A 25,967-nucleotide genomic window follows, 5' to 3' on the forward strand; every position below is an offset into this window, starting at 1 on the left:
TTTTTGTGTGAATAGTAGTTAAAGATACGTTGAAATATTTTAAACCGTAACGAAAGAACGATTAAATAATAGAGGGAGTAACTTACATGGAAAATATATTAAAGGTATCTTCAAAATCAAGTCCAAATTCAGTTGCAGGTGCAATAGCAGGTGTACTAAGAGCAAATGGCAATGTGGAAATCCAAGTGATTGGGGCTGGTTCTTTAAATCAAGCAATTAAAGCAATTGCGATTGTAAGAGGATTTGTCGCTCCAAGTGGCATTGATTTGGCTTTTGTTCCAGCATTTCAAGAGATTTCTATCAATAATCAAGAAAGAACAGCAATCAAATTAATTGTAGGTCCTAGAAAGAAAAGGTCTTAATAGAGAGTGTTAATATAAGGAATTTGAAAAGGCAGACACATAAAGTAATAAAAAGACCACTCTCACTAGAGGGGGTCTTTTGTGTTTTCATATTTCATAATATTGATACTCCCCACATACTGAATTCGTAGTGGTATTCAGTACGCTCAATAACGACCGGAAATTCTAAAGCATCACCAACTAATAAAAAATCCGCATACTTAGTTAGAAATCGCGATATGGTTGATAACTCTTCTAAATTATCAAATACTTCAGCAATGTTCAGCTTAACTGCTTCCGTTTTACCGCACAGAAGAAATCATTTTGGAGTCGTCTATTTAGTAAATAAATTAAAATTTCATAATAAAAAAGCTCACTTCTTATATAAAAATAGATAAGGAGTGACTTTTTTTATTATGAATAATGATAGATTATGATAATTAGAATTATATGAAATATGATTTTAAGTATATTTTTATCTGTTGGTGTATATAAGGTGTTTTTATTCTTCTTGGATTTCAAATGAAATTTCTTTAGCTGCTTCTAAAGCTATTTTTTTAGCTTCTGTTTTAAAATCGTCTGCTGCTAAAACGTATCCACATCGATGTCCCATTGATGTAGGTGGTTTTAAGATAGTTCCTTTTTTAGGTTTTATAAAAACTTTCTCTACACCAGGATATTTAGAACTACGGTTTTTTCCTGTAGATTTAACTGTTAGGTAATGAGCGTACACATATTTATAATGTTTTTTAACTAGTGAAGGTTTATTTCCTAACATTAACTGAATAGTCTCTTGCACTAAGTTGATTCCATGTCCAATTTCAATTATGTCATTCATTGCTCCACCTGATATTCTGGGATTTATCTCAATTAATTTCCAAACATCATTTATTCTCCTGAGTTCTAGATGACACGCTCCATTTTTCATATTAAAAGCCTGAATAACGGAATTAACTGCATTGAAAAGACTATTATATAGTCTTTTGTCTACCTTTCCTAGTAAAGAATAACCAGTAACAATAAAGCGTTCAAAAAGTGTAATTTCTTGTTCAATTACTGCTATAATATGGACTTTTCCATCTCGAACTAAAATTTCAACTAAGTACTGGGGTCCATCTATATATTCTTCAAGTAGAATCTCTTCATTAGGTAGTTTTTTTAAAAGACTTTGTAATGAAAAAAGAAATTTCGGATGAAGAGGAAGAATTTGTACTTATCATCAATAATCAAATTAATGAAACCAGTCAGGAACAGGCTAGTGCTACTCAAGTGGCAAGTGGTGGTGGAGATGACAGTGCAGCGGGAACCAACGCTGCTATCGAAAGTTCTAATACTAAACAGCAACATGCAGTGAGAGGCGGAACGGATAGTTCGGCAGTAAATGCAGGTGAAGAAGGTAACCAAATATAAAAATGCGATTAAAGAAAAGAGGCTGTGATTATTTCACAGCTTCTTTTTTTATTAAGGAAATCCAAGTTTCAGATAGGGGATGAACAAGATTATTGCTTCATAGTTACCCATGTTTATCGTACTGTGTAACTCAAAAGAGAAAGTCTAACAAATTCAATGATAGCAAGGGATTCAGAGATAGGGTCAGTTACACACAATATAAGATATGGGTAATTCAAATGATCCTTTTGCATATCTATCACTAGGGGCTTTTTTCGTGTGTGCAAATACAGTTTATTCTGAGGATTGTCCGTGATATTTAAAAATCACTATCCGTCATGTTAAGAAAATAATTTGCACACATTAATATGTGCACATTATTTTTTTGTATTTTATATGTATATACGGAAATCATGTATAAAATGTGGTGTGAAATGGTTATAGTACATCCTTTTTAATGTGTAATAGATAAAGACGGCCATGTTATATTTTATCATCTATTAAGGAGTTGAACCCTTATAAATAATTATATTGATCAAACTCATATGCATTATTATGATAGTGAAGTTTGGGGATACGGTAATACAAAGTGGTTAGGGTATCCTATACAAAAATATCCAGCTGATTTGTTGTTATATCAAGAAATTATTTATGAAATACAACCGGATGTTATTATAGAATGCGGAACTTGTAATGGTGGAAGCTCACTTTTCTTATGCTCTATGCTAGATCTAATTGATAAAGGAACTGTTCTTTCTATTGATATTGACCCCGAGCCTAATCTACCTACTCATAAAAGGTTATCTTATTTAAAAGCATCGTCAACTTCAGAGATAGCATTACAAACTGTGAAGGATACGATTTCACCCAAAGATACGGTTTTAATTATCCTAGATTCAGATCATACAAAAAAACACGTCCTTCAAGAATTGGAACTTTATCATTCTTTTGTTACAAAGGGAAGTTATTTAATTGTTGAAGATACAAATATTAATGGACACCCAGTCCTGCCTGAATTTGGACCAGGACCTATGGAAGCTGTTGAGGAATTTCTAAAAAATAATAATGATTATATTATCGATGAAACTAAACATAAATTTTTAATATCGTTTAACCCTAACGGATATTTAAAGAAAATAACGTAATTTTATTCTGCTGTAGTTACATATTGAAAGCACTCATGAAAATGAATGCTCTTTGTTTATAAAGGTATGTTCACTTTAATTGTGTTCGCAATTACAGGTATGAGGTTATAATCTACTTCTCAGAACCAACGTGTGAATTAATTGATGAGGAATAGTGGCAGAGTCGTGACCGCTTTTTGGCAGGAAATGTGCCGGTTGTTTTGGAATTAACGTGATATATTTGTATTGTGAGAAGTGGTGGAAAACACAACTCACTATGTTGTTCTTAAATTTCTAAACGGTTCGTAATGACGGCACATAAAATCCGAAATCAGCGGATGGTAGTGATTGAAGGATACCGTTATTAAGGAGAGCTTTTGCTCTTCTTCCAGTTACTTAATGCTGTTGGAGCAGATGAATGTAGCATAATTAGGTGATTGGAAGAAGGATAAAACTTCATTTACCATAATTAAATTACAGACTAATAAATAATGAGAAAGCATCCATTCGGGTGCTTTTTATTTTGGAGGAGGATGAACGTACTTCATATGAACGTGACATGCTCAATCAGTTTAGAAAGTATTCTTATTGGCGTTACTGTCAGATAAGAGACTGTGTGAATCCAAGAAAGTGCAAGCGACTTAAACTTACTGATGTAAGAGAAAGATTGCAAGATGAAGAGAATTTAATATTTACAAAAGATATTTTAAAGATTTCTAGTGAAGAAGTCTTTTTTATTTTGAAAGGGGTGTAAAAATGGATCGTATTGATGTATTAATGAAAACATTTAAAGCTACATTCGGAGCATTTTTCGGATACTTTTTGGGAGGATGGGATACGACATTGAAAGTTCTAGTTATTATGGCAGCTATCGACTATATCACAGGAGTATTAGCAGCAGGATACAACGGAGAATTAAAAAGTAAAGTTGGTTTCAAAGGCATTGCTAAAAAGTGGTGCTTTTTTTATTGGTCGCAAAAGCCACTCAAGCTGATGCAATTATGGGGACAAATAGCGCAATTCGTGAAGCGACGATCTTTTTCTTTATCGGAAATGAGTTGCTATCACTTTTAGAAAATGCAGGACGTATGGGAATCCCACTACCACAAGCTTTGACAAATGTAATTGAAATTTTAGGTGGTAAGAGCAATAAGACAAGCTCTGAATATACTAATAAAAAAGGAGATGTTGAGTAATGACACGTTATAGTTTACATGGAGGCCACAACAGTATTGTTCAGGGTGCAAATTATGGGGATCGGAAAGAACACATTATGGATCGCCAAGTTAAAGATGCAGTAGTTGCTAAATTAAGAGCATTAGGGCATACAGTTTATGATGACACTGATGAGGTGGGGACAACACAAGCACAAAACTTAAATAACATTGTAGCAAAAACTAACTCGCATGATGTAGACTTAGTAATTTCATTTCACTTAAACTCGTATGATACTAACGCTAATGGTGTTGAAGTACTTTACTATGACCAACAAGCTTTATCATCAAAAATAGCAGCACAACTTTCAAAAGATATTGGATGGGCTAACCGAGGTGCAAAGGAACGAAAAGACCTTTATGTTTTATCAAAAACGAAAGCACCAGCAATTTTAATTGAACTTGGATTTATTGATAACGAATCGGATATGGCAAAATGGAATGTTGATAAAATCGCTAATTCAATCGTTTTCGCTTTAACTGGACAATCTGGTGGAGGTAGCCAACCACCTAGTCAAAAACGTAATGTTGTAGAGGTAGGAGGAATCGGCAAAGAAAATTTAGCTGATGTAGTAGGTGCTTTAAACTCACTTAAGATGACTGGAAATTTAATTCTTAAAAGTGATGGGTACGTTTATCCTGTAACTGATCCAACTAGCGATGCTCAATTAAAAGGATTCACTGATTATCTAGATAAACGTAATTGGGTGTATGACGTTAAGTAAAACATACTATGTTAATGCAAATGAAGCCTATGTGTATGTGAAGTGAGGTAAAAAAGGTTCTCTTAACTGAGAACCTTTTTATTTATCTCCAACGCCATTCTATTTCATTTGAATCAGAGTAGACAGCGGGTATTCCAATTCCTCTCAATTGGTTATTTTTAGAAAGTAATCCAATGTGGATTTATGGACTTCCAAATGGTTTTTGCGATGCGGGCCATTCAGTACTGATTTCAGGACCGATTACTGAAGAGGGGATACGTTAAATGATTTCGAATTATAAACCAGATCTCATCATCACAATGGGGCACACGCTAGAGCATACAAAGGAAAAGTAATTATTAATTAAAAAATATGTAAAACCTTCAAATATTCCTCATATTTATTGGGCGACAGAAGACCTTATCGTTTCTTCTTCAGCAAAAGAAACGATAGATTTAGTTAAATACTATTTAAATAATCCAAAAGAACGTATGAAGATAAAAGAAGCGGGAATGAAGAAAGTTAAAAGGTGCTCATATGAACAACGAGCTAAATATATTATCAAAACCATTATTGAGGCTAGACTTATTTCGAGAGAATTTTTGAAAACAGGGGAAGGAAGCATAACACGATACTACGATGTGCTAAAAAAGGAATATGATATATATGTTGTGCTAGTTTTAATAAGCACTTAATCAGCTCATTTCTATTGTTTAATGTTCATAATAAAGAAACTAAAATCATAAATTATTATTATAAGTGATTTTCTTGTATATAAATGTAACTTCAACTATGAAATATGTTAATCGTCTTTAGTGGTATACGAGGAAGTGAAGAGCGTGAAGAAAATTGTTGTTTTTGGTTCAGGAGGCCACGCCAAGGTTATTATTGATGTGATTCGACGAGCTGGAGAATATGATATTTATGGAATAGTTGACGGCTTTCGCTCACAAAATAAAATGGTTTACGGTTACGAAGTAATAGGGGATGAATCTAGCCTATTATCTATTAAGGATAATATCCATGGGGGAATTGTAGCTGTAGGAGATAATTGGATAAGAAGAAATATAGTGGAGAAAGTAAAGTCTATTATTCCAGATTTTCTTTTTATTTGTGCTATTCATCCATCTGCGATTATTAGCGAAGATGTAATAATTAGAGAAGGAACGGTAATAGCGGGAGGAGCTGTGATTAATAGTAATGTGCGTATAGGAGAACACTGCATTATTAATACAAAGTCCAGTATTGATCATGACTGTGTAATTGGTAATTATGCGACTATCGCACCAGGTGCTACTCTTGGAGGGAATGTTAAGATTGGGAATTATTCTGTCATCTCTTTAGGAGCAAATGTAATCCATTCCATTACGATAGGAGAGCATACCGTAGTCGGTGCTGGTGCTACAGTTGTAAAAGATATCGGCTCGTACGCCATTGCGTTTGGAGTACCGGCAACAAAAATAAAATCTAGAGAAAAGGGAGACAAATATCTATAAGTTCATAAGAAAAGCAGCTCATCTGCTGGAATTCAAAATAGGAAGTCACCAATTGTATTTGGTAAATTGGTGATTTTTATTTTTTAAGCATTCTTCAAGGGAGATAAAGTGTTAGAGGGAATAATTGTTTTTCTTAACTGTGAGAAAGCTCCTATTAAAAATTAACTGAAAAAATAAATAAATAAAACGTTATAGACAGGTTACAAATTTCACTGAAAATAAGGGGTATACCCAATAAATGGTTTTAGTGGATATTTTATCTAAAATCTCGTTCGATTTCCTCCCATGTCATATGAGTGCGCACAATATCATCTTCTACTAACTGACTTCCCATTTGTACCTCAATAAATTCTAAGTCGGTAATCGCACGCGCCCCATGCTTTGTCTTAGCTGGAATATAAATTACATCTCCAGGTTTTATCATTTTGAATTTCCCGTCTATAATAAGTTCGCCTTCTCCTGCAATGATTGTCCAAACTTCTTCGCGCTTAAAATGCATTTGATAACTGAGATTTTTTTCAGCTAAAATTTTTAATCGTTTGGTTAAAACTTCATTTCCATCTTTAAGTTTTTCGTAATCTAGAACACGGTAGTTTCCCCAGCGTTTTTCTTCATACATAGGTCTTGGATTTTCGTGATTTATAAGTTCTTTAATTTTTCCACTTTCCTGTTTATCAGCTACCAAAATACCTTCAGGACTCGCTATTACAATGCTATTGCTGATATTTGCTACAACAAGAGGGAGATTTAGTTCATTGATGATATGAGTATTAACGGTATTTTTACTTAGCATTCCATTTCCAATAATTTGTGCATCCATAACCTCTGTGAGGGTACTCCAAGTTCCTAAGTCACGCCATGCTCCTTCATATGGCATTACTACAATATCATCGCATTTTTCTACAACTTCATAGTCAAAGCTTCTTTGAGGAAGGGTGGAATATTGTTGGATAAGCTCTTCATACTGAACTGGTATTTCCATAGAAGTTAGATATTGAATTAAAAAACCTAATTTAAAGGCGAATACGCCGCAATTCCAAAGCGCTTCTTGTTTAATAAGTTCTTTTGCTTTGTTTTGTACTGGTTTTTCAATAAAATGGTTAACTTTCATATATGGAAGTGTTTGTGCTGATAAAGGGTGACTAGGGATAGTCGTAATATAGCCATACTGTTCAGAAGGATGTGAAGGTCGAACGCCCATAAGTGCAAGTGATGCATTTGAGTCCGCCAATATTTGATTAAGTTTAAGTAAGGCCTCAAAGAAAGAATTCTCTACATAAGCATCAACAGGCATGATACAAATAGTCTCGTTTACATCAACATTTAGAACAGAATAGAGATAGACTGATGCTAGTGCAATAGCAGGGAAGGTATCTCGTCGATCTGGTTCGATGATAAGAGGAAGTTTATCGTCAAGTTGATTTTGAATAATATCAGTTTGAGATTTGCAAGTTGCGATATAAGTAGAGTTTGTTAGACCAATAGATTGAACTTGCCCCACAATTCTTTGAAGCATAGATTCCTGAACACCATACTGGTTACGAAGTATTTTTAAAAATTGTTTAGATCTAGAATTGTTTGATAATGGCCATAAGCGTTTTCCAGATCCTCCAGATAGTAAAAGAAGTTTCATATTATCCCAACTTTCTAGTAGTATTAAACCTCGATGTTAGGGTTAATAAAATAAGTACAGGGTTTTGTACCTGTGCGGCTCCTTTAAGAAGCATGTGTTTATAATCCAATAAAAGCTGGTATTTAGTAGCAACATAAGTCCATTTACAAGCATTTTTGTTGTTTATATTCTTTTTATTAAGTAGTTGCTTTTGGAGTGCCTCGAGAAATAACGTGTCGTGAATGTTGTTATAACTACTGGCCCGTACTTTTTTAATCCCATAGTCTACATAAAACAAGTTGAGTAATACTGGTTCCTTTAATTAAAATCATGTAAAAGAAGTTTCACCAGCTGTTGATATGGGGATTATACAACTCCATTAAAGTATGCTTAGTCGGCTATTAGCATGTTAGTTTAAAATACATTCTATAAATTTAGTAGTTTCTTATTTGAGGCATAATGATTGCTTTTGTCGATAACTCTATTGTATAAGTATGAAAATTAACTACATGTAGACGTACTTGTATATCCATATGTAGTATTAAAGCTTATAAATATAAAAACGGACTTAATAACTAATAACTCGTTCAATAAAATTATATGTGGTTTATAGTGAATAGGTGATGATATTACTTATAAAATGGATGTCTTATTCAAATATTGTTTATACAGAAGCTCGTGTCCGCTTATTAACTGTACTTGCTCAAAAACGCATAAAAAATTTACCATGTAAAATGAATTGAAAGTTCTCCTTATGCAGCTTGCAGCTGTTTTTGAATCATGTCTAGAGACTCTCCTGCTTTTGCTGAGGTATAAATGAACTCAATCCAACTGTTTTTAGTTTTCTTTTGCCATTGATGTATGCTCACTATAAGTGACGTTTTCTCTATCAGCATACAAATCGTGGCACTACAATTCAAAAACGCCCATAAACGAGCGAGTGCTTTCGTACTTGATATCGTTCTAAAGAAAGGTTGATTTTCTGTTTGATGCGCTGTTTTGTATAGATGGGATATCTTGTATATGCTCCTTTATTGAAAACAAATCCATGATAGCTTTATTGTATACAAGATTGGTGTCGCGTGCTTTTATTGTGAATTTTTGTTAGCGTTTTTGGGCAAGTACAGTTATAAACGTAGAATCAATCTGCAATGTGGAACGTTATTTTTTAATCCTTATTGATAAGGAAAGAACTATAATTCGAAATGATATTGTCATGTAGAGGGTAGCTCAAAGAAGTTTTTGAGAAGAAAGGAGTGGAGTTGCTGTTTATGGAAGATATATTAAATATTTATATTACATCAATACAAAACCCACTTTCTCCTCTAGGATTATAAGAAAGTGGGCTCTTTACATAATGATTATTAAGATTCAATCTTTAAACATACTGTCTATTTGTTCATTGGTGTTTATTATACTTTTAATTAATTATTTATGAAAATTTCCGTTAGTAGTGCATAGTATTCCTGTGCAACGTTGGCCCAAGTTCTCTTTAGGACATGTTGAATTGCTATTTGTTGTTGTGTTAAGAGAGTGTTATTGTGTTGCCAAAGATGATGAATGGCAAGCATCATTTCATTTATAGAATATGGATTAAATGTGATGAATCTTTCAATATCCGTTATAATTTCTTCAACAACTTCAAGTTTACTAACTGCTACAGGAGTATGCATAATTAAAGATTCCAATAATGGAAAAGGACAGCTTCCTTCAAAAAGTGTAGGAACAATGGTTCCTATTGCATGTTTATACAAGAGTGGGACATCGTTTGCTGGTATTCTACCTAAAAATACAACACTATCTCGTATATATGGATCCTCGCAATTATTAAGCACCGTTACAATCTCTTCTTGCTTAGGTCTACCGTCGAAATGATCAGTTAAAACTAGACAAAGATTAGAGGTAGTGCCTATATGAGTTTGCTTAAACTTGAAGAAAGCTTCAATCAACCGATCATGATTTTTATGCAGACGAATCACAGAGGGATAAAAAATATAGTCGTTATTTAAATTGTACTTCTGTCTGAAGGTGTTTTCATCCAATGAACTGACAGATTTATATTCCTCAGATGGGGGAGCTAATCTGATTACATGCATTTTTTCTGGCGGTAGTTTTAAAAACTTCATCCCTTCATGATCTCTTATAAAGTTAGAGTTAAATACGACTTTTTTTGCTTTTGTCACTAATTGATTAACCTTGATATGAAATTTAGCATAGAAATTTGGATGTGTTTTATCATATAGTTCTTTGAAATGCATGTATACTAAATCGTGTAAACAAACAATCATTGGCTTCTCTAATTGTAAAGCTAGCTCCATGCCTACATAAGGGACAATCCAAATATCAACCGGAAAAGTGGCATTTACTGATTGTACATTATAGAATTTTTTGGTAGAGAATCTATTAGGAAAGGATAATGAGACGTTCTTAAATGAATCACTAATATCCGCATAATTTAGTGCATCGATAGCGACGGTTACGGTTGCATCCTTGTCAAGGTGCAGTAAGCTTTCTGCTAGCCGGATAGAAAAGCGCGCAATTCCTTCGCCGCCAAAATGGTTACCGACTCTTCCTAAATAGCCGAAAAAAAGGCCGATTTTCGGAAAAGGTTTCTGACTTGTTTGAACTTCGGGGTGTGAAAGGGGAGTTTCTAAAAAATTTTGACACTCTTCAGATAATAAAAATTGTTCCATTAACTGTATTCTTGGAAATCCTGAAGCTAAAGCATTTAAATGGTTTTGAAAGCCTATTGAGTCTGGGGAGCGGTTTAAAAATTGTTCGTATAATGAATGGAGAAACTGTTTGTCATCGAAATAATAAAAAATCTGAATAATATGTGAAATAGTTTTTGTTTCATTGGATCTGGCTTCGTTTATTTGAATTACTTTTGTATATAGTGCTTGTGCTTCTTCCTTTACCATAATTTCTTGAATAATTGCTATTTTGGGTTTGTGCGTGAGTTTTTTCAAAAAATATTGCTCTTCTTCGTCTGAGGGTTTCCTGTGCAAAAATTGTATATATGCCTGGTGAACAACTGCTTCGTTAGAGAGTTGCATGATTTTTCTTATCATATCGATAATGGTAGGCTGATCTTGGCCGTAATAACTCATAGTAGTGCCCCCTTTATATCTTTAAATTCAAATAATAAATCAAAAATAATCTTCTATATTTTACAGGAGTACTAACTGTTGTTTTAAATGTGGTCAATAATGCTATGTGACGTTTTATTATATTATTTCTCTGCTTGATTATGTCACTATGCAATAGTGTTCGGTTTTAACCGCAAAGCGGATAAGTCTAATGTTTAAAGTTGTATACAGTTTATGTGTTATACGGCCTTTATAGTACAGAAGTGGGGTATAAAGCATATATTAGGGTAAGTGTGGCTTGTTTTTATAAATCAAAAATAAATAATGCCCGCTAATTAATAGTATGTGTAAGCTATTAGGGATTCTTAAAAATTATATAAAATTATCTTTATATGAAAAGCTTTGCTCTAATCGTAATTTAAAATGCGGGTGAAGAAGATATATTGATTGTGTATAACTATTAAATACTTATCTCGCTATTTGTGGGAGTAGGGTTTCTTTTAAGATACATAAAGAAGTTTCATTTTATTTATTGTAATACTTGAGATATGCTTGGCGCATTACATGTATATATTTTTTTGCAATATCTTCCCATGATTCAGCAGGATCGTTTATACCTTGGAAAGTAGATAATTTATACTCATCATAATTTACAGTTATCTCTTCAAGAGCTTGCAAAATTGAATCGACCGATTCTGGGTTAAACCAAACGACTTTTGCACTATGACGAGATAGGTGCTCACGCATAACAGGAATATCGGAGCAAAGAACTGGAACTCCTAATCTTAACGCTTCTTCTACAGGATAGCTTCCTCCACCTTCCGACAAGCTGGGCATAATTAATGCTTTAGCATTTTTTATAAGAGGTGCAACATCTTGATCAGTTACAAATCCAATTGGATATATATCTTCACTTCTCCGTAGTTCTAATCGATTTATTAAAGAAACAAGCGTCGGAATAAATGGGATTTCTGGCCATGATGGTGGCTCATTTTGAAGTAAGTCTGTATAAGGGCCAAATAGAACTAACGGATATTTTTTTCGTTTTGTAAATTTTGAGTATGCGAGCAGCAAATTATAATGATTTTTATGCGGAGATGTATTGGAAGGATATACAAAGTATTCAGTGGGTAAGAAAGATGTAAAACTTGATTCTAAAAATTGTTCAGAAGAATATCCCATTGGCAAAATAGCATGAGGAATAACAACGGTACTTTGCAAATCATCTCCATAGTGTGCAATGATACGGCTTTTTACATATTGTGATGGGGCTATTACAGTAGTACAACCTTCTAACCATTTTTTTAAGTCTTCCCAGTATTCCTTTATATATGTTCCACTTGTAAATGGAGGAACAAAATCAAGAATAGTAGCATCGTGAAATGTACAAACACTAGGTCTGTTAACATCAACATATTTTTGATGATGCGGCCAAAAATAATAGATGACGTGACAATCTTTAATGAAATTTTTTCCTTTTTGTGAATTAATCTCCCCATCAAAATAAATTATTTCAACGTTTGATAAGTTTGTTGTATTAATTCTTTCTTTAAATTTGGATTTAGGAGAGACAATTATTCGAATCAACTCAATATCATCTTGTCGGGCCATAGCTGGTAGAAGATTAGCTAAAAGCCTTGTTCCCCCGCCAGGTGACTCGTTTTGAGTCCAAATTAGAATTCTCATCAGTTTGTACCACCTTTATCTCATGATATACAAGTTTCTATCCAATTTATGCGATTTTAGACAATTTTGTGTAGCATCATACGAATTATGTATTAGATGTCAATGAAGGATAACGTTTTACATAGATCGTACATTTCTTCGAGACGAAAAGTTAGTTGATAAGCTCGTTTTGTTCAGTGTAATTCGTTCTTATATTTTGTTCCCTATTTGTGAGCAATAACATCTTCTATTTCAAGAGTTAGAGAGAATTAAAGAAGATAGTGGAGCCTCCAATGATAGTAGTTTTACTTCATAAGAGTAGGATAGTGACTCAAATAATTTTATGTGAAATGTATAAAGTATATTATGGGAAAACAATAGATTCGAGACGGATCTTCAGTTATGAAAAATGTTATGATTCATATACTGAAATGAAATATATACAAATCACATAATTATTAGACTGAAAGTGGGGGTTATATGACAAAAAAGCAATATAGTAGCAAACAAAAACCTTTGTTGATTTATATTCACATACCAAAAGCGGGAGGAACTACATTAACAGATATAATTTATAGGCAATACTCTGATAATATCCTCTACGATGTTGATCGGTATGGATTGAATCAGCAAAGTGTGTTGTTATTAAAAGAAAAGTTAACAACAGCTGATACTTTATGTGGTCATCTCTTGTTTGGCGTACATCACCATATTTCTAGACCGTGTACTTATATTACGATGTTAAGGAATCCAGTTGAGCAAGTCCTTTCATGGTTTTATTTTGCACATAAGAATCTAGATCAATATAAAGAATTATTTTTTGAAGGGACAATTGATGATTATATAAATAATCCAGATTTTGATTATTATACGATTAACTTCCAATCTCGTTTCATTACAGGTAGTGATGTTGCAGATTTAGAAATAGCAAAAGAGACTATAGCAAATTATTTTTCTGTAGTAGGTATTACGGAGTTGTTTGATGAATCTTTATATATAATGAAAAAAGAATTTAATTGGAAGAATGTTACATATAAAAAATTAAATGTTAATGCACAAAGAGCTCAAAGGGAACAAATTCCGCAGACAGTTATTGATAAGATTGTAGAGAAAAATGAAATGGATTTTCAATTATATAATTATGCTAAAGAAATGTTAGAAAAAAAGATTGCTTCCTTAGATGCTGCCTCAATTAGAGAATTACGCGCGTTTCAAACTAATGATTAGTTTTTGTTTTTTTATTTGAATGATTGTAACAGATATATCTTAGGGGCGATTTAAAGGACTGGAACAGGATTTATTTTGTTCTGTTGTTGATATGAAAATACAACACTTTGTATTCTGCATAGTAATGGCTTATGCGTAAAAAAATCAAAATGGATAGGATATATAGAATATTATTTTTATATAAAGTCTATTTTTAAGTTTGTAATGCAACTTGTCTATCTATAAAACATATTCTATAGAATAAAGGGGTGAATACAGAAATGAAGTTAGCAGATATTAAAAGAAATTATCATGCAATTTTTAGTTTGGGAGCAGATTGTTATGTAGGCTTTTGGTTAAATCAATTTAAGTTAAGACCGTTTTCTGGATTTTTAGATTGGGTGAGAAGTCCCTCTTTAAAAGATGTAAACCAACTATTAAACAATAGATTTATTAATTTTTTAGAATTACAATACCTTACCTTTGTTTGTTACACGCCTGAAGGTGGACATAATTTAATACTTAGAGATAATTTGTACAATATAGATTTCGTACACGATTTTTTAGCAACTGTTAATACTCCAACTTCATTCCCACAATATACGGAGATAAAAGAAAAATACAATCGCCGTATTCAACGTTTCTTAAACTGTACAGAAACAAGTGAATGGATTCTTTTTGTACGCTCAGGTGGAACGTATGAAGAAGCTGCTGAGCTTGAAAAAATTTTATCAAGTATGGTTAAACATAACTTTCAGGTTCTTCTTATTTTAGATGGAGATATAGAGGAAATAAAAGAACTTGACTGGGAGTTAAAGCATACTTGTGTTGTTCAATTTAAAATGTATCCAGTAAGGGATTACATTCGCAATAAAGATGCATGCACAATGTTATTTAATGGGATCACTTTAACTTCTTAGATAGAATGATTTTATAGTTGTACCTCTATTCAAAGCACATTAATAATTTAAGGAGGCTTTAAGCATAAGGTTTTCATTGAGTAAAAGAAGTGAAAGATATTAACTTGAATTGTACATGCTAGTTCCCTTTCTACAGTCTAAGTCTTCTTACTTTAATGCAAGGTGAACGAGCTATTTTAAATATCAATTCTTTTTGGGTATAATATCCATTTTCTTGTAGTTAACGTGTTGATAGTTCTAAGGACACATCATAGTGAATTCAGTACAATGCATAGCAGAAGAGATGTGTCCATACATAATTAATACTTTCGATGTTTAATGATACTAGACTTTACTATCGCTACATATTTTTTTGGAGAGGAGTTGTGTTTTAATCATCTCTCGGCCAAGCTTGCTTTATTGTCTAATATGGAGAATAAGGATTGAAACAGAGAAGTTAATTATATTTGTAGTAAGGTGAATTTTGTTAGTTTGATTAAGCAAGTGAGTGGTGTTTCATTCTTCAGTTGGGAGATAAAAGCTTGATATCATTTCCTAAGTATTTATCTCGTTTAATGTTTCCGTTATTTTCAAGCTAATATATCGAGTATCATCATCTGTTAAGCTTCCGTAACTTGGAACATTAATACCCTGAGCAGAAATACGATTTATTATAGGGAATTCTACTGGATCTTGTAAATTTTGGTAAGGAGGCAATGCATGCATAGGATAGAAAAAAGGTCTAGTTTCGATTCCTTTATCTTTTAAGCGATCCATTAACAAATTCCGTTCGTTTTCAGTAAAATCTTTACATATTATGCTGAACATCCAATATACATTTTTAGCCCATTCTTTTTCGATAGGTAATATGAGACGATGATCATTTTTTAAGTTTTGCGTATATTGATTAGCAATTCTAATTCGTTGTTGAATATGCCAGTTAATGTTTTCGAGTTGAGCGCAGCCGATTGCTGCCTGAATGTTGGTCATACGGTAGTTATACCCGATAACTGGAAACCAATATTTGCGTTTTAAGTCTATTCCTTGTGACTTTAGAATTCGAATCTTTTCAGCTATGTGGTCATCATTAGTAGTAATTATTCCACCTTCACCGGTTGTAATAATTTTATTGCCAAACAAACTAAAAGTAGCACAATCACCAATTGCTCCTGTCATTTTTCCTTTGTATTGCGCTCCTACAGCCTGAGCAGCATCTTCTATAACAAATAAATTATATTTCTTTGCCAATTCTTTAATAGGGTCCATATCAGCTGGATGACCATAGATGTGAACAGGAATAATTCCTTTTGTATGCGGTGTGATTTTTGCTTCTATTTTCGCAGGATCAATATTCCATGTTGTTGAATCAGAATCAATAAATATAGGAGTTCCTCCACAATAGACGACTGCATTTGCTGTTGCAACGAATGTGAAAGTCGGAATTATTACTTCATCGCCTTCTTTAATCCCATATGCTAACAGAGCAAGATGCAAAGCGGTTGTTCCGTTACTGCAAGAAATAGCATGTTTCACACCACAGTACTGTGCAAATTGTTCTTCAAACTTTTGAATATATGACCCGTTTGAAGATATCCAATTAGAATCGAGGCAGTCCATGACATATTGTTTTTCATTTCCATTTAATATAGGACTCGCGATAGGATAAAATTTTGTCATCAAAATGTCCTCCCTACATAAAAATAAAGTTAAAGTACAAGTCAAGAGGGATAGGTAATATAAAAAGGTTATAAAATCAAATCTCATAATCCTTTTCTTTGCTGTTGTTGTCGTTCTAAATCGCTATCGACCATCATTGTAATTAGTTCTTTAAACTTCACTTCTGGTTTCCAGCCTAATGCTTTTTTCGCTTTTGCTGGATTTCCTAATAGAAGATCTACTTCAGCGGGTCTCAGAAACTTTGGATCTTGAATGACATGATTTTCCCAGTTTAATCCGACATAACTAAAGGCGATTTCAACTAATTCTTGAACTGTGTGAGTTTCACCAGTAGCAATAACATAGTCGTCTGGCTTTTCTTGTTGGAGCATAAGCCACATCGCTTTAACGTAATCTCCGGCATAGCCCCAATCTCGCTTCGCATCCAAGTTGCCTAAATGGAGTTTATCTTGCAACCCGAGTTTAATTTTAGCCACTCCATCTGTTACTTTTCTTGTAACGAACTCCAAACCGCGGCGAGGAGATTCGTGATTAAATAAAATTCCTGAACATGCGAAATTATCATAGCTCTCTCGATAGTTCACAGTAATCCAATGTCCGTATACTTTAGCCACTCCATATGGGCTTCTTGGATAAAATGGAGTTGTTTCTTTCTGGGGAGTTTCCACTACTTTTCCGAACATTTCACTACTAGATGCTTGATAAAATTTAGCATCTGGTTTGGTAAGCCGAATCGCTTCAAGCATATTTGTGACTCCAAGGGCAGTTATTTCCACTGTATAAATAGGTTGAATCCAAGAGGTTGCGACAAAAGATTGGGCGGCCAAATTATATACTTCATCTGGATTGGAAACTTTAACAGCTTGAATTAAGGAAGATAAATCACGTAAATCACCTGAAAGAAATTCAATCTCGTCTTTTAGATGTTTAATGTTTTCATCGTTTTCTGTTGCAGTTCGTCTTTTTAACCCATAAACTTTATATCCTTTATTTAACAATAATTCTGCTAAATAAGAACCGTCCTGGCCTGTAATTCCAGTAATGAATGCTTGTTTCATATTTTCACCCCATGCTGAATGTAATCAAAACTTTTACCTCCTTTAATCATATGTTTCATATACCTTGACTGCTACTGAAATACCGTTTACTTTCACCATTACATTAATAGGATAGGGAGTATGGAAGAACTCAGTAAAATAGAGAGGCGAAACAATTTTACAATTATTGTTTCGTCTCTCTAGAATAAGGAATAGATGATTTATACACTAAATACATCCTAATTCTGTCAATCGTTCTTCAATCATGTTTCCAGTCACATTTGGTGAAAAATAGGTTATAATGGTCTCTTGTCCTTTCTTTGCGATAAGATTACACTGTGTTTGATTGGAGGTAAGCTGGCGCATAAAATAAGCAGCATGCTCAATATCTGGCTCAGCCCATATTTGATCATGTTTGTAAGGACCGTAATTTTGTTTTATTGGAACGAGGGTATAATTGACAGGACAAGAATTATCTGCGTTCATAAAATCAGTATTACCAGACCAATTTGTACCAATTACTGGTTTTCCAAAATACATTGCTTCTGCTAGTACAAGTCCAAATCCTTCAGAACGGTGTAAAGAGACAACGCAGTCAACCGATTGAATTAAGGCATTTACTTCTCCTCGATTTAATGATTGATTAATGAGATAAATATTACTATTATCTCGAATTAGATGCTGAATCTGTTTCACTTCTGCAAGATTAAAATTTGAATTATTGATTTTTAAAACAAGCCCAACGGAAGAATCATCCTTAGAAAACGCTTTTTGAAATGCTTGTATAGACGCAACTGGATTTTTGCGTTGTTGTATACTTCTAGGATCATACATGGAAAGAAATAAAAAGCGATCTGTCGGTAAATTAAAGGATTCACGACTTATACCTTCAGAGCATTCTACTTGGATGCAGTGTGGAATATGGGTTACAGGAAGGTTTGTTTTTTTGGATACAGCTTCTAGTACAAAAGATGAGGGAACCCATACTTCATCGACAAGTTTTAAGCTGGTATACCATTCCCTAGGAAGCTCCGGAAGCTCCCAATGCCAATAACCAATATTGTAGCGACCGTTAAAAAATTGATGTCCAAGCTGCGTATAAGCGGTTGGAAATACATCTGGATTCATATGAAAAATATTAATATCGTGGATAGGATCGGTTATTTCTTTATGTTTCCAAGAGAAATCTAATGATTTTACATGTGGAAGCGAATAATTAATAATGCCAAATGGAATATTTGTACTTTGAATGGATTTTGCTGCTAGGCGACAAGATTCTCCTAGTCCAAATTCGGCACGTGCATATCCTACTAGATTAATGCCTTTTTTTAATGGTGTTGCTTCAATCTTTTGCATTGCTTCGCTTCATTCCTTTCATCAACATCTCCGCCACTTCAGGGCGAGTAAACTTAGACGGCAAAGTTTGTCCGCTGCGAAGTATTTCTCTAACTTGGGTACCACTTAAAATAACACGATCGGTATTAGAATGTGGGCATGTTTTTATAGAAGCCATGTTCATACACTTTTTACAATAAAAACTATGTTCGAAAAACAGTGGTTGAATTTCAATTGCAATGGGATCAAAATTACGAAAGATTTTTTGGGCATCGTACGTTCCGTAATAATTTCCTACTCCTGCATGATCGCGACCGACAATGAAGTGTGTACAACCGTAATTTTTTCTTACAAGCGCATGCATAACAGCTTCACGAGGACCTGCGTAACGCATAGCGGCAGGATAGATAACGAGGCGGGTGCGACTAGCTGGATAATAGTTCTTCAGTAATACTTTATAGCTTTCCATTCGAATATCTGCAGGGATGTCATCTTTTTTTGTTTCTCCGACAAGTGGATTTAATAATAACCCGTCAACGATTTCAAGTGCTGTTTTTTGTAGGTATTTATGTGCACGATGCACAGGATTTGGTGTTTGAAACCATACGATCGTTTTCCAACCTAAATCGTAAAACATATTTCTTGTTTCTTTTGGATCCATATAAAAATCTTGAAAATTTTTGTGTGAAGGTTTATTTAACAAAGAAATAGGTCCGGCTATATATATCACCTTGTTCATATAATTTTTTTACACCTGGATGAGCAACTTCTGTTGTACCAAATACGAGCCGTGCTGTAATACTTTATCGTACCTTTACTTTCGTTATAGAATGTGTAGATGAAAAATACGTAATTATATCCCAATGTTTTATCAATTCCATTATATAAAATAGTCATTATCTTTATATGTTTTTTTTAGTGAATTGACACTATTTTTGTGAACTTATACATTTGTAAGCTAGATTTATAGGAAAGGACTTAGTATTTCTTATTAAGTATGAAGAGGAGAAATTTTATTGTGGAATTGTGGGGAACCTATTTTAATGATATTTTGGGTTCTGGTGCAAAGATAAAATAAAAGAGAATATAGCGTATATATTTCTAGTGGAATTGTATTTTATGCGACTAGTCCGAATAATTGATGGATGAATTCTTTCTGGTTTTGAACAGACTGATCCTGTTATATTTGAAATAACATAAGTAGCAGCAGGAAGAAAAAACATAAGGGATAATATTTTAGTATATTAATCCCACCAACAACAATGTCCGGGCATGGTTTGCTTCCATAGCATTTCCTCCAATTCTTTTTTGCGGTAACGTTTTATATTGGAATATTGTTCTAAAATAAATATACCAATCTCTTAATCTTTCCCCAAGTAAAAGCTGCAATGAACCCATATTGAAAGGCAAGTTATCAAGAAACTGCCCGAGTACCAACAGGAAAAAGTGTTGGTTTCTCATATAAAGCTCATAAAATTGGTTTAAATAACCGATGCACCAACAGCAAAATGTGATTCGTATATTTGCGCACATTTTGTCCACGTACTATATAAAAAAGTATGAAAATCTATAAAAATAATTATTCTAATAAAATTTGTTCTGGATATTGGAAAGTGCCAAATCCCTTGTGTCATAGGAGGTTTGGCACTTTTATATTTTTAAGTTTTATCAAATAAACTATTCTAAAACTGCTCATTCTTCTCCCAAGATTCTACAATATAATGAGCAATTGTTGGATTAAACCCCTTTCCAACTAAAAACATAATCGCGGCAACCTCTGTTAAAGCGTGTTTATGTGATGTATGTTTCGCTTCATTTAAACCGTAATCTACCCAAGGTTTTACGAAATCTAATACAGGTTTCTTTAAAGGTAAAAATTGTGTACCGACAACTTGTTGAATTTGCTGTTGTGTCGGTTCTGTAATAGGTCCAGGTGGTAAGATTTGTGGCTGTGTAATATCTAATGTTGGACCAGGCGGTAAAGTTTGTGGTTGCGTCGGATCGATTGTTGGTGGTGCAGGTGGTGAGACACGTGCGTCGTAGTTTGGTTGATACATTTGTTGTTGGTATTGTGGTTGTTGTGGCTGAGTTTTATATGGGTTTTGTTGATATTGTGGTTGTTGAATATGCTGAGTTGTCTGTGGATTTTGTTGTTCTTGAGTAGGCTGAGTTTCATATGGATTTTGCTGATATCGTTGTCCTTGAATTTGCGGTGCTACATATGGATTTTGTTGATATTGTTGTTCTTGATTTTGCGGTACTACATATGGATTTTGCGGTACTACATATGGATTTTGAGGATATTCATAATTTGGACGTGTTTCATATGGATTTTGCTGATATCGTTGTTCTTGATTTTGCGGTGCTACATATGGATTTTGTTGGTATTGTTGTTCTTGACTTTGTGGTGCTACATATGGATTTTGTTGATATTGTTGTTCTTGATTTTGCGGTGTTACGTATGGATTTTGTTCGTATTGTTGTTCTTGTTGTTGCATATCTTGTTCCTCATATTGTTCTTCATATCTTTGTTCCTGTTGTTGAGGGTAAAATGGTTGTTGTGGGTAAGACGGTTGATTATTATAGAACATGTTTATTCCTCCTTCATGATGATGCCTACCACCTAGTGTATGGGCGGACAAGAAAATATGTGATGAAAAAATGCGGGCGTGTTACAATAAGAAACTGGGTGAAGATAAAATGACAAAACAAGAAAAAATTCAAAAAACAATTACTTTTGTAAAACATATTTTAGAAAAAGATGCGAGTGGGCATGATTGGTATCATATTGAGCGCGTACATAAACTGGCGATTTCTTTATTTGAGCAAGAAGGTGGAAATCGTTTTATAATTGAAATGGCAGCATTACTTCACGATGTGGCAGATGAAAAGTTAAATGAAAGTGAAGAAGCAGGAATGAAAAAAGTTTCTGATTGGTTAGAAGAGTTACATGTAGATGAGGAAGAAAGTAAACATATTCTGCATATCATCGCCAACATGTCTTATAAGGGTGGCCACGGCGGAGCAGTTGAGTCACTTGAAGGGGAAATTGTTCAAGATGCAGATCGTTTAGATGCTCTTGGTGCAATTGGAATAGCTCGTACATTTGCATATGGCGGAGCGAAAGGGAGACTAATGTATGATCCGACTATTCCGCCTCGTGAAGTGATGACGAAAGATGAATACCGAAAAAATAACGATCCATCTTTAAATCATTTTTACGAAAAACTTTTGAAATTAAAAGACTTAATGAATACGAACGCGGCAAAACAAGAGGCTGAAGTTCGACATCGTTATATGGAACAGTTTATTGAACAATTTATGAAAGAGTGGAATGCACAAATATGAAAATGTTAACAGTGGAGAACTTATCGAAATCATATGGAGAAAAACCGTTATTTGATGGATTATCATTTAGCATTGCAGAAGGACAGCGTGCCGGAATTATTGGTGTAAACGGTACTGGTAAATCGACGTTATTAAAAATTATTGCAGGAGTTGAAATTCCTGATACTGGCGATATGACACATACACGTGGATATACAATTAGTTATTTATCGCAGCAACCAGATTTTGATGAGAATTTAACGGTACTAGAGCAAGTATTTCATGGTGATACACCGTTAATTCGTTTGCTTCGCGAATATGAAGAAGCATTATTACATATTGAAAAAGATCCAAGTAATGAAAAAGTACAAGAACAATTATTTGCAGTGCAACAACGTATGGATGCAATGAATGCATGGGAAGCAAATGCGAATGCAAAATCGCTATTAACGAAATTAGGAATTACTGATTTTACAGCAACTGTTGGAAATTTATCTGGTGGACAGAAAAAACGCATCGCGATGGCGCAATGCTTTATTGAAACACCCGATCTATTAATTTTAGATGAGCCTACGAACCATCTTGATCATGAGACTGTTGAATGGTTAGAAGAATATTTAGCAAGATATACAGGTGCGGTATTACTTGTAACCCATGATCGTTATTTCTTAGATCGCGTGACGAATCGTATTTTCGAATTAGACAACGGAAAACTGTATAGTTATGAAGGGAATTACAGTACGTTTTTAGAAGCGAAAGCATTGCGTGAGGAACAAGAAATTGCGCAAGAATCAAAACGTCAAAACTTATATCGTCGAGAGCTGGCATGGATTCGCCGTGGTGCAAAAGCTCGTTCGACAAAGCAAAAAGCACGTATTCAGCGTTTCGAAGAGCTAAAAGGACAAGAAGGACCAGCTGCAAAACAGTCAGTTGATATTGCACTTAGTGGCAGCCGTCTAGGGAAAAAAGTACTTGAGTTAAAAGATGTAACGAAAAAATTTGGTGATAAAACGGTATTACACAACTTTAATCATATTGTGAAACCCGGCGATCGTATCGGGATTATTGGAGCGAATGGAAGCGGGAAATCTTCTCTATTAAATATGCTTGCAGGTAAGTTATCTCCTGATAGTGGTGAAATTGAAGTTGGGCAAACAGTAAAAATTGCTTATTATACACAAGAAAATGAAGAGATGAATTTAAATCAACGTATGATTGAATACATTAAAGAAATTGCGGAAGTTATTCATACGACAGACGGAAAAGTAATTGGTGCGTCTCAAATGTTAGAACGTTTCTTATTCCCACCACATTCACATGGTACACCACTTGGTAAGCTATCTGGTGGTGAAAGAAGACGTTTATATTTATTACGTATATTAATGGGAGAACCGAACGTACTATTGCTTGATGAACCTACGAATGATTTAGATACACAAACATTAACAGTGCTAGAAGATTACTTGGAAGATTTCCCAGGTGTCGTTTTAACTGTATCGCATGACCGTTACTTCCTAGATAAAGTGGTAGATGAATTATTTATTTTTGCTGGTGGAGGCGAAGTGCGTGAATTTCTAGGTAGCTATACTGATTATTTAGAAATGGAAAAAACGAGAGAACTTATTGAGAAAGCGGAAATGCAGAAAGAGAAAAAAGTAGTAGAAGAAGCACCGAAACAACAACGTAAACGTAAACTTTCATATAACGAGCAGCGTGAATGGGAAACAATTGAAGATACAATTGCAGTACTTGAAGAAAAGCTTGAAACAATTGGAGAAAAACTTGCGAATGTTGGTTCTGATTTTACGAAAGCACAAGAATTGTCAGAAGCACAACAAAAAACAGAAGAAGAGTTAGAAAAAACGATGGAGCGATGGAGCGAACTATCAGACATCGTTGAAGGTTTAAAATAAAAACAAGCTGCATATATTGAAAAGTAAAGAGAAAAACTTTACACTATTGGTAGAACCTATTTTAGGAGGGAAAAAATGAGAACATCTAATCCAATGTTGAAAAAAGAGGCATTCCGTAAAGAGGGAGCAAGCGCTTCTGCGATGACTATTGGCGGAACAGTGGGCAAAACGTTCATTATGCTTATCTTGCTACTTGCAACGTCTGTCTATTCATACATACAGATGATGCAGGGGACAATGAAAATGCCAGTATTAATTGGTGCATTAGTAGTTGCAGCAATCATCGCATTTGCATCTATCTTCTTCCCGCGAATGGCACCAATTGGGGCGCCAATCTATGCGGCGGTAGAAGGAGTTGTATTAGGAAGTATTTCAGCGGTTTATACAATGAAATTTGGCGATTCTATCGTTTTAAACGCTGTATTACTAACAATCTCAATTCTATTTGCAATGTTAGTTTTATATGCAACGCGCGTTGTAAAAGTAACGGATAAATTCCGTACAGGTGTTATGGCAGCAACAATGGGGATTGCGATAATGTATTTAATCGTATTCTTACTAAATATGTTTGGTGTTACTGTTCCATACATTCACCAAGGTGGAACAATCGGTATGATCATTAGTGCGGTTGTTATTGTAGTTGCTGCATTAAATTTATTACTAGATTTCGATTTAATTGAAAGTGGTGCACGTAGCCAAGCTCCAAAATATATGGAATGGTACAGCGCAATGGGTCTAATGATGACTCTAGTATGGTTATACTTAGAAATTCTTCGTTTCGTTTCTTACTTTACGAAAAATGACTAGTAAAAAATCCTGCATGAAAAATGCAGGATTTTTTTATTTTCAAAGATAAAGTGAAACTTTAATCAGTGGGGGGTTGTTCATCCCTATTGATTATTAGTTGAACCAATCGGGCTTTTATGGGCAGTTGATCTCCCACCTAACTCCCTCGCATTCGTCGAATTTTGAAGTGGGAGTCTTACTACTCGTTAATGCGGGATAAATTGAAAATATGGTACAATATGGATGGTGACAACTTGAATTGGAGGGGATGGAATATGATGAAAGAGAAGAAAGGGATTATGAAAAAATTATTTTCTAAAGGTTTTTTCATAGAACTAGATGAAGCTTTAACATATCCATCGGTAGAAGTCATTTGTTTAGCTATCGAAGGATATGCAGCTGAATGTAATGAACAACTAAAATTTGAGAGTAAAGTTAAACCGATTACTTTCTACTTAGAAAATGTATTGTACCATGCTGAAATAAAGATGGCTCGCGGTGGATATTACATATCTTGTAGTGAAGTGTAATAAATTTTGAAACCATACATGTTTGAAATATGTATGGTTTCTTTTTTACTTTTGTAAGGTATAAAAGAATAATATTTACTTACAAACATATCATTTTGCACTTTTTACCCAGCACACATTTTTCTTTACAATGAAGAAAAATAAGTGAGGTGGTATAAATTATGATGAATCGAGTTGTATTAATCGGTAGATTGACAAAGGAGCCAGAATTATACTACACAAAACAAGGAGTCGCTTATGCACGAATCTGTGTTGCGGTGAATAGAGGATTTCGAAATAGTTTAGGTGAACAACAAGTCGATTTTATAAATTGTGTCGTTTGGCGAAGGTCGGCTGAAAATGTCAATGAATATTGTACGAAGGGGTCCCTTGTTGGGATTACCGGGCGTATTCATACGAGTAATTACGATGATGAACAAGGGAAGAGAATATATAGAACTGAAGTTGTGATTGAGAGTATTACATTTTTGGAGAGAAGGAGGGAGGGTGTATCCCAATAAAATGGGACTTTAAACAGTAGCTTCGAAAGATTTCAGTGAAAAGTGTTTTGATAAACTTGTGGAAAGAAATCAGCAAAATAAAGCATCCGAGTAGGAGTATAGAGGGAGAACATGTTACAATAC

Annotated in this window: 20 protein-coding genes and 5 pseudogenes; 15 read left to right on the forward strand and 10 right to left on the reverse strand. The window is 34.1% G+C overall.

Annotation, left to right across the window (positions count from 1 at the left end):
- Positions 1 to 86: 86 nt before the first annotated feature.
- Complete coding sequence (locus ACQKNR_RS22945) at positions 87 to 362, forward strand: stage V sporulation protein S (protein ID WP_427320906.1); 276 nt, start codon at positions 87 to 89, stop codon at positions 360 to 362.
- A gap of 94 nt (positions 363 to 456) precedes the next feature.
- Here ACQKNR_RS22945 and ACQKNR_RS22950 read toward each other — a convergent pair.
- Both ACQKNR_RS22950 and ACQKNR_RS22955 read right to left on the reverse strand, forming a co-directional pair.
- Positions 457 to 648, reverse strand: a pseudogene (locus ACQKNR_RS22950) (YxiF family protein); the annotation flags it as partial.
- A gap of 195 nt (positions 649 to 843) precedes the next feature.
- A pseudogene (locus tag ACQKNR_RS22955) lies at positions 844 to 1,518 on the reverse strand (ATP-grasp domain-containing protein); the annotation flags it as partial.
- Between ACQKNR_RS22955 and ACQKNR_RS22960 the strand changes: the two are divergent.
- The 7 genes and pseudogenes from ACQKNR_RS22960 to ACQKNR_RS22990 all read left to right on the forward strand — a co-directional run.
- Positions 1,515 to 1,751 (forward strand): annotated as a pseudogene (locus tag ACQKNR_RS22960) (hypothetical protein); the annotation flags it as partial. The pseudogenes ACQKNR_RS22955 and ACQKNR_RS22960 sit on opposite strands and share 4 nt — an antisense overlap.
- Before the next feature lie 524 nt (positions 1,752 to 2,275).
- Positions 2,276 to 2,875 carry a CmcI family methyltransferase gene (locus tag ACQKNR_RS22965; RefSeq protein ID WP_427320908.1) on the forward strand — a complete coding sequence of 200 codons (600 nt, stop codon included), beginning with the start codon at positions 2,276 to 2,278 and terminating at the stop codon, positions 2,873 to 2,875.
- A gap of 463 nt (positions 2,876 to 3,338) precedes the next feature.
- A complete protein-coding gene (locus ACQKNR_RS22970) occupies positions 3,339 to 3,608 on the forward strand; it encodes a hypothetical protein (RefSeq protein WP_427321058.1) in 270 nt (89 codons plus the stop codon).
- Between the two features lie 2 nt (positions 3,609 to 3,610).
- A pseudogene (locus ACQKNR_RS22975) lies at positions 3,611 to 4,050 on the forward strand (phage holin family protein).
- Positions 4,050 to 4,793: an N-acetylmuramoyl-L-alanine amidase gene (locus tag ACQKNR_RS22980; protein WP_427320910.1), complete on the forward strand. Its 744-nt coding sequence runs from the start codon at positions 4,050 to 4,052 to the stop codon at positions 4,791 to 4,793. The pseudogene ACQKNR_RS22975 and the gene ACQKNR_RS22980 overlap by 1 nt, the downstream one beginning before the upstream one ends.
- A gap of 377 nt (positions 4,794 to 5,170) precedes the next feature.
- The gene (locus ACQKNR_RS22985; protein WP_427321060.1) at positions 5,171 to 5,467 is read left to right on the forward strand and encodes a glycosyltransferase family protein; all 297 of its coding nucleotides are present in this window, start codon (positions 5,171 to 5,173) and stop codon (positions 5,465 to 5,467) included.
- 144 nt (positions 5,468 to 5,611) lie between these two features.
- Positions 5,612 to 6,268 carry an acetyltransferase gene (locus tag ACQKNR_RS22990; protein ID WP_195755531.1) on the forward strand — a complete coding sequence of 219 codons (657 nt, stop codon included), beginning with the start codon at positions 5,612 to 5,614 and terminating at the stop codon, positions 6,266 to 6,268.
- 256 nt (positions 6,269 to 6,524) lie between these two features.
- Here the strand turns inward: ACQKNR_RS22990 and ACQKNR_RS22995 are convergent, their stop codons facing one another.
- The 3 genes from ACQKNR_RS22995 to ACQKNR_RS23005 form a co-directional block, all read right to left on the reverse strand.
- On the reverse strand, positions 6,525 to 7,901 hold the full coding sequence (locus ACQKNR_RS22995) for a sugar phosphate nucleotidyltransferase (RefSeq protein WP_427320913.1): 1,377 nt from the start codon (positions 7,899 to 7,901) through the stop codon (positions 6,525 to 6,527).
- A 1,403-nt stretch (positions 7,902 to 9,304) separates the two neighbouring features.
- Complete coding sequence (locus ACQKNR_RS23000) at positions 9,305 to 10,990, reverse strand: DUF4214 domain-containing protein (RefSeq protein ID WP_427320915.1); 1,686 nt, start codon at positions 10,988 to 10,990, stop codon at positions 9,305 to 9,307.
- Between the two features lie 504 nt (positions 10,991 to 11,494).
- Entirely contained in the window at positions 11,495 to 12,655 is a 1,161-nt protein-coding gene (locus ACQKNR_RS23005) for a glycosyltransferase family 4 protein (RefSeq protein WP_427320917.1), read from the reverse strand.
- Positions 12,656 to 13,114: 459 nt separating this feature from the next.
- Here ACQKNR_RS23005 and ACQKNR_RS23010 point away from each other — a divergent pair, with 459 nt between their 5' ends.
- Both ACQKNR_RS23010 and ACQKNR_RS23015 read left to right on the forward strand, forming a co-directional pair.
- Positions 13,115 to 13,861, forward strand: coding sequence for a sulfotransferase family 2 domain-containing protein (locus tag ACQKNR_RS23010; RefSeq protein WP_427320919.1), 747 nt, complete (start codon positions 13,115 to 13,117; stop codon positions 13,859 to 13,861).
- A gap of 260 nt (positions 13,862 to 14,121) precedes the next feature.
- Positions 14,122 to 14,760, forward strand: a complete 639-nt coding sequence (locus tag ACQKNR_RS23015) for a DUF1796 family putative cysteine peptidase (protein WP_427320921.1) — start codon at positions 14,122 to 14,124, stop codon at positions 14,758 to 14,760.
- A 534-nt stretch (positions 14,761 to 15,294) separates the two neighbouring features.
- Here the strand turns inward: ACQKNR_RS23015 and ACQKNR_RS23020 are convergent.
- The 5 genes and pseudogenes from ACQKNR_RS23020 to ACQKNR_RS23040 all read right to left on the reverse strand — a co-directional run bounded on the left by ACQKNR_RS23020 (position 15,295) and on the right by ACQKNR_RS23040 (position 21,379).
- Positions 15,295 to 16,416, reverse strand: a complete 1,122-nt coding sequence (locus tag ACQKNR_RS23020; RefSeq protein WP_427320923.1) for a DegT/DnrJ/EryC1/StrS family aminotransferase — start codon at positions 16,414 to 16,416, stop codon at positions 15,295 to 15,297.
- An 83-nt stretch (positions 16,417 to 16,499) separates the two neighbouring features.
- Complete coding sequence (gmd, locus tag ACQKNR_RS23025; protein WP_427320925.1) at positions 16,500 to 17,474, reverse strand: GDP-mannose 4,6-dehydratase; 975 nt, start codon at positions 17,472 to 17,474, stop codon at positions 16,500 to 16,502.
- Between the two features lie 207 nt (positions 17,475 to 17,681).
- On the reverse strand, positions 17,682 to 18,809 hold the full coding sequence (locus ACQKNR_RS23030; RefSeq protein WP_427320927.1) for a glycosyltransferase: 1,128 nt from the start codon (positions 18,807 to 18,809) through the stop codon (positions 17,682 to 17,684).
- Positions 18,796 to 19,582 (reverse strand): annotated as a pseudogene (locus tag ACQKNR_RS23035) (sulfate adenylyltransferase); the annotation flags it as partial. The gene ACQKNR_RS23030 and the pseudogene ACQKNR_RS23035, both read right to left, overlap by 14 nt.
- An 888-nt stretch (positions 19,583 to 20,470) precedes the next feature.
- A complete protein-coding gene (locus tag ACQKNR_RS23040; protein ID WP_427320929.1) occupies positions 20,471 to 21,379 on the reverse strand; it encodes a hypothetical protein in 909 nt (302 codons plus the stop codon).
- Between the two features lie 109 nt (positions 21,380 to 21,488).
- Here ACQKNR_RS23040 and ACQKNR_RS23045 point away from each other — a divergent pair, with 109 nt between their 5' ends.
- From ACQKNR_RS23045 to ACQKNR_RS23065, 5 genes are all read left to right on the forward strand, one after another.
- The gene (locus ACQKNR_RS23045; RefSeq protein WP_427320931.1) at positions 21,489 to 22,136 is read left to right on the forward strand and encodes an HD domain-containing protein; all 648 of its coding nucleotides are present in this window, start codon (positions 21,489 to 21,491) and stop codon (positions 22,134 to 22,136) included.
- Positions 22,133 to 24,028 carry an ABC-F family ATP-binding cassette domain-containing protein gene (locus ACQKNR_RS23050; RefSeq protein ID WP_427320933.1) on the forward strand — a complete coding sequence of 632 codons (1,896 nt, stop codon included), beginning with the start codon at positions 22,133 to 22,135 and terminating at the stop codon, positions 24,026 to 24,028. The genes ACQKNR_RS23045 and ACQKNR_RS23050 overlap by 4 nt, the downstream gene beginning before the upstream one ends.
- A 75-nt stretch (positions 24,029 to 24,103) precedes the next feature.
- Positions 24,104 to 24,835, forward strand: a complete 732-nt coding sequence (locus ACQKNR_RS23055) for a Bax inhibitor-1/YccA family protein (RefSeq protein ID WP_193410887.1) — start codon at positions 24,104 to 24,106, stop codon at positions 24,833 to 24,835.
- Between the two features lie 254 nt (positions 24,836 to 25,089).
- Positions 25,090 to 25,344 (forward strand): DUF4318 domain-containing protein, encoded by a 255-nt coding sequence (locus tag ACQKNR_RS23060; protein ID WP_427320936.1) that lies wholly within the window; start codon positions 25,090 to 25,092, stop codon positions 25,342 to 25,344.
- A 161-nt stretch (positions 25,345 to 25,505) separates the two neighbouring features.
- Positions 25,506 to 25,844: a single-stranded DNA-binding protein gene (locus tag ACQKNR_RS23065; protein WP_427320938.1), complete on the forward strand. Its 339-nt coding sequence runs from the start codon at positions 25,506 to 25,508 to the stop codon at positions 25,842 to 25,844.
- The last annotated feature ends 123 nt before the right edge of the window (positions 25,845 to 25,967 follow it).

Source organism: Bacillus sp. NPDC094077, from assembly GCF_050279465.1.
GTDB lineage: Bacteria > Bacillota > Bacilli > Bacillales > Bacillaceae_G > Bacillus_A.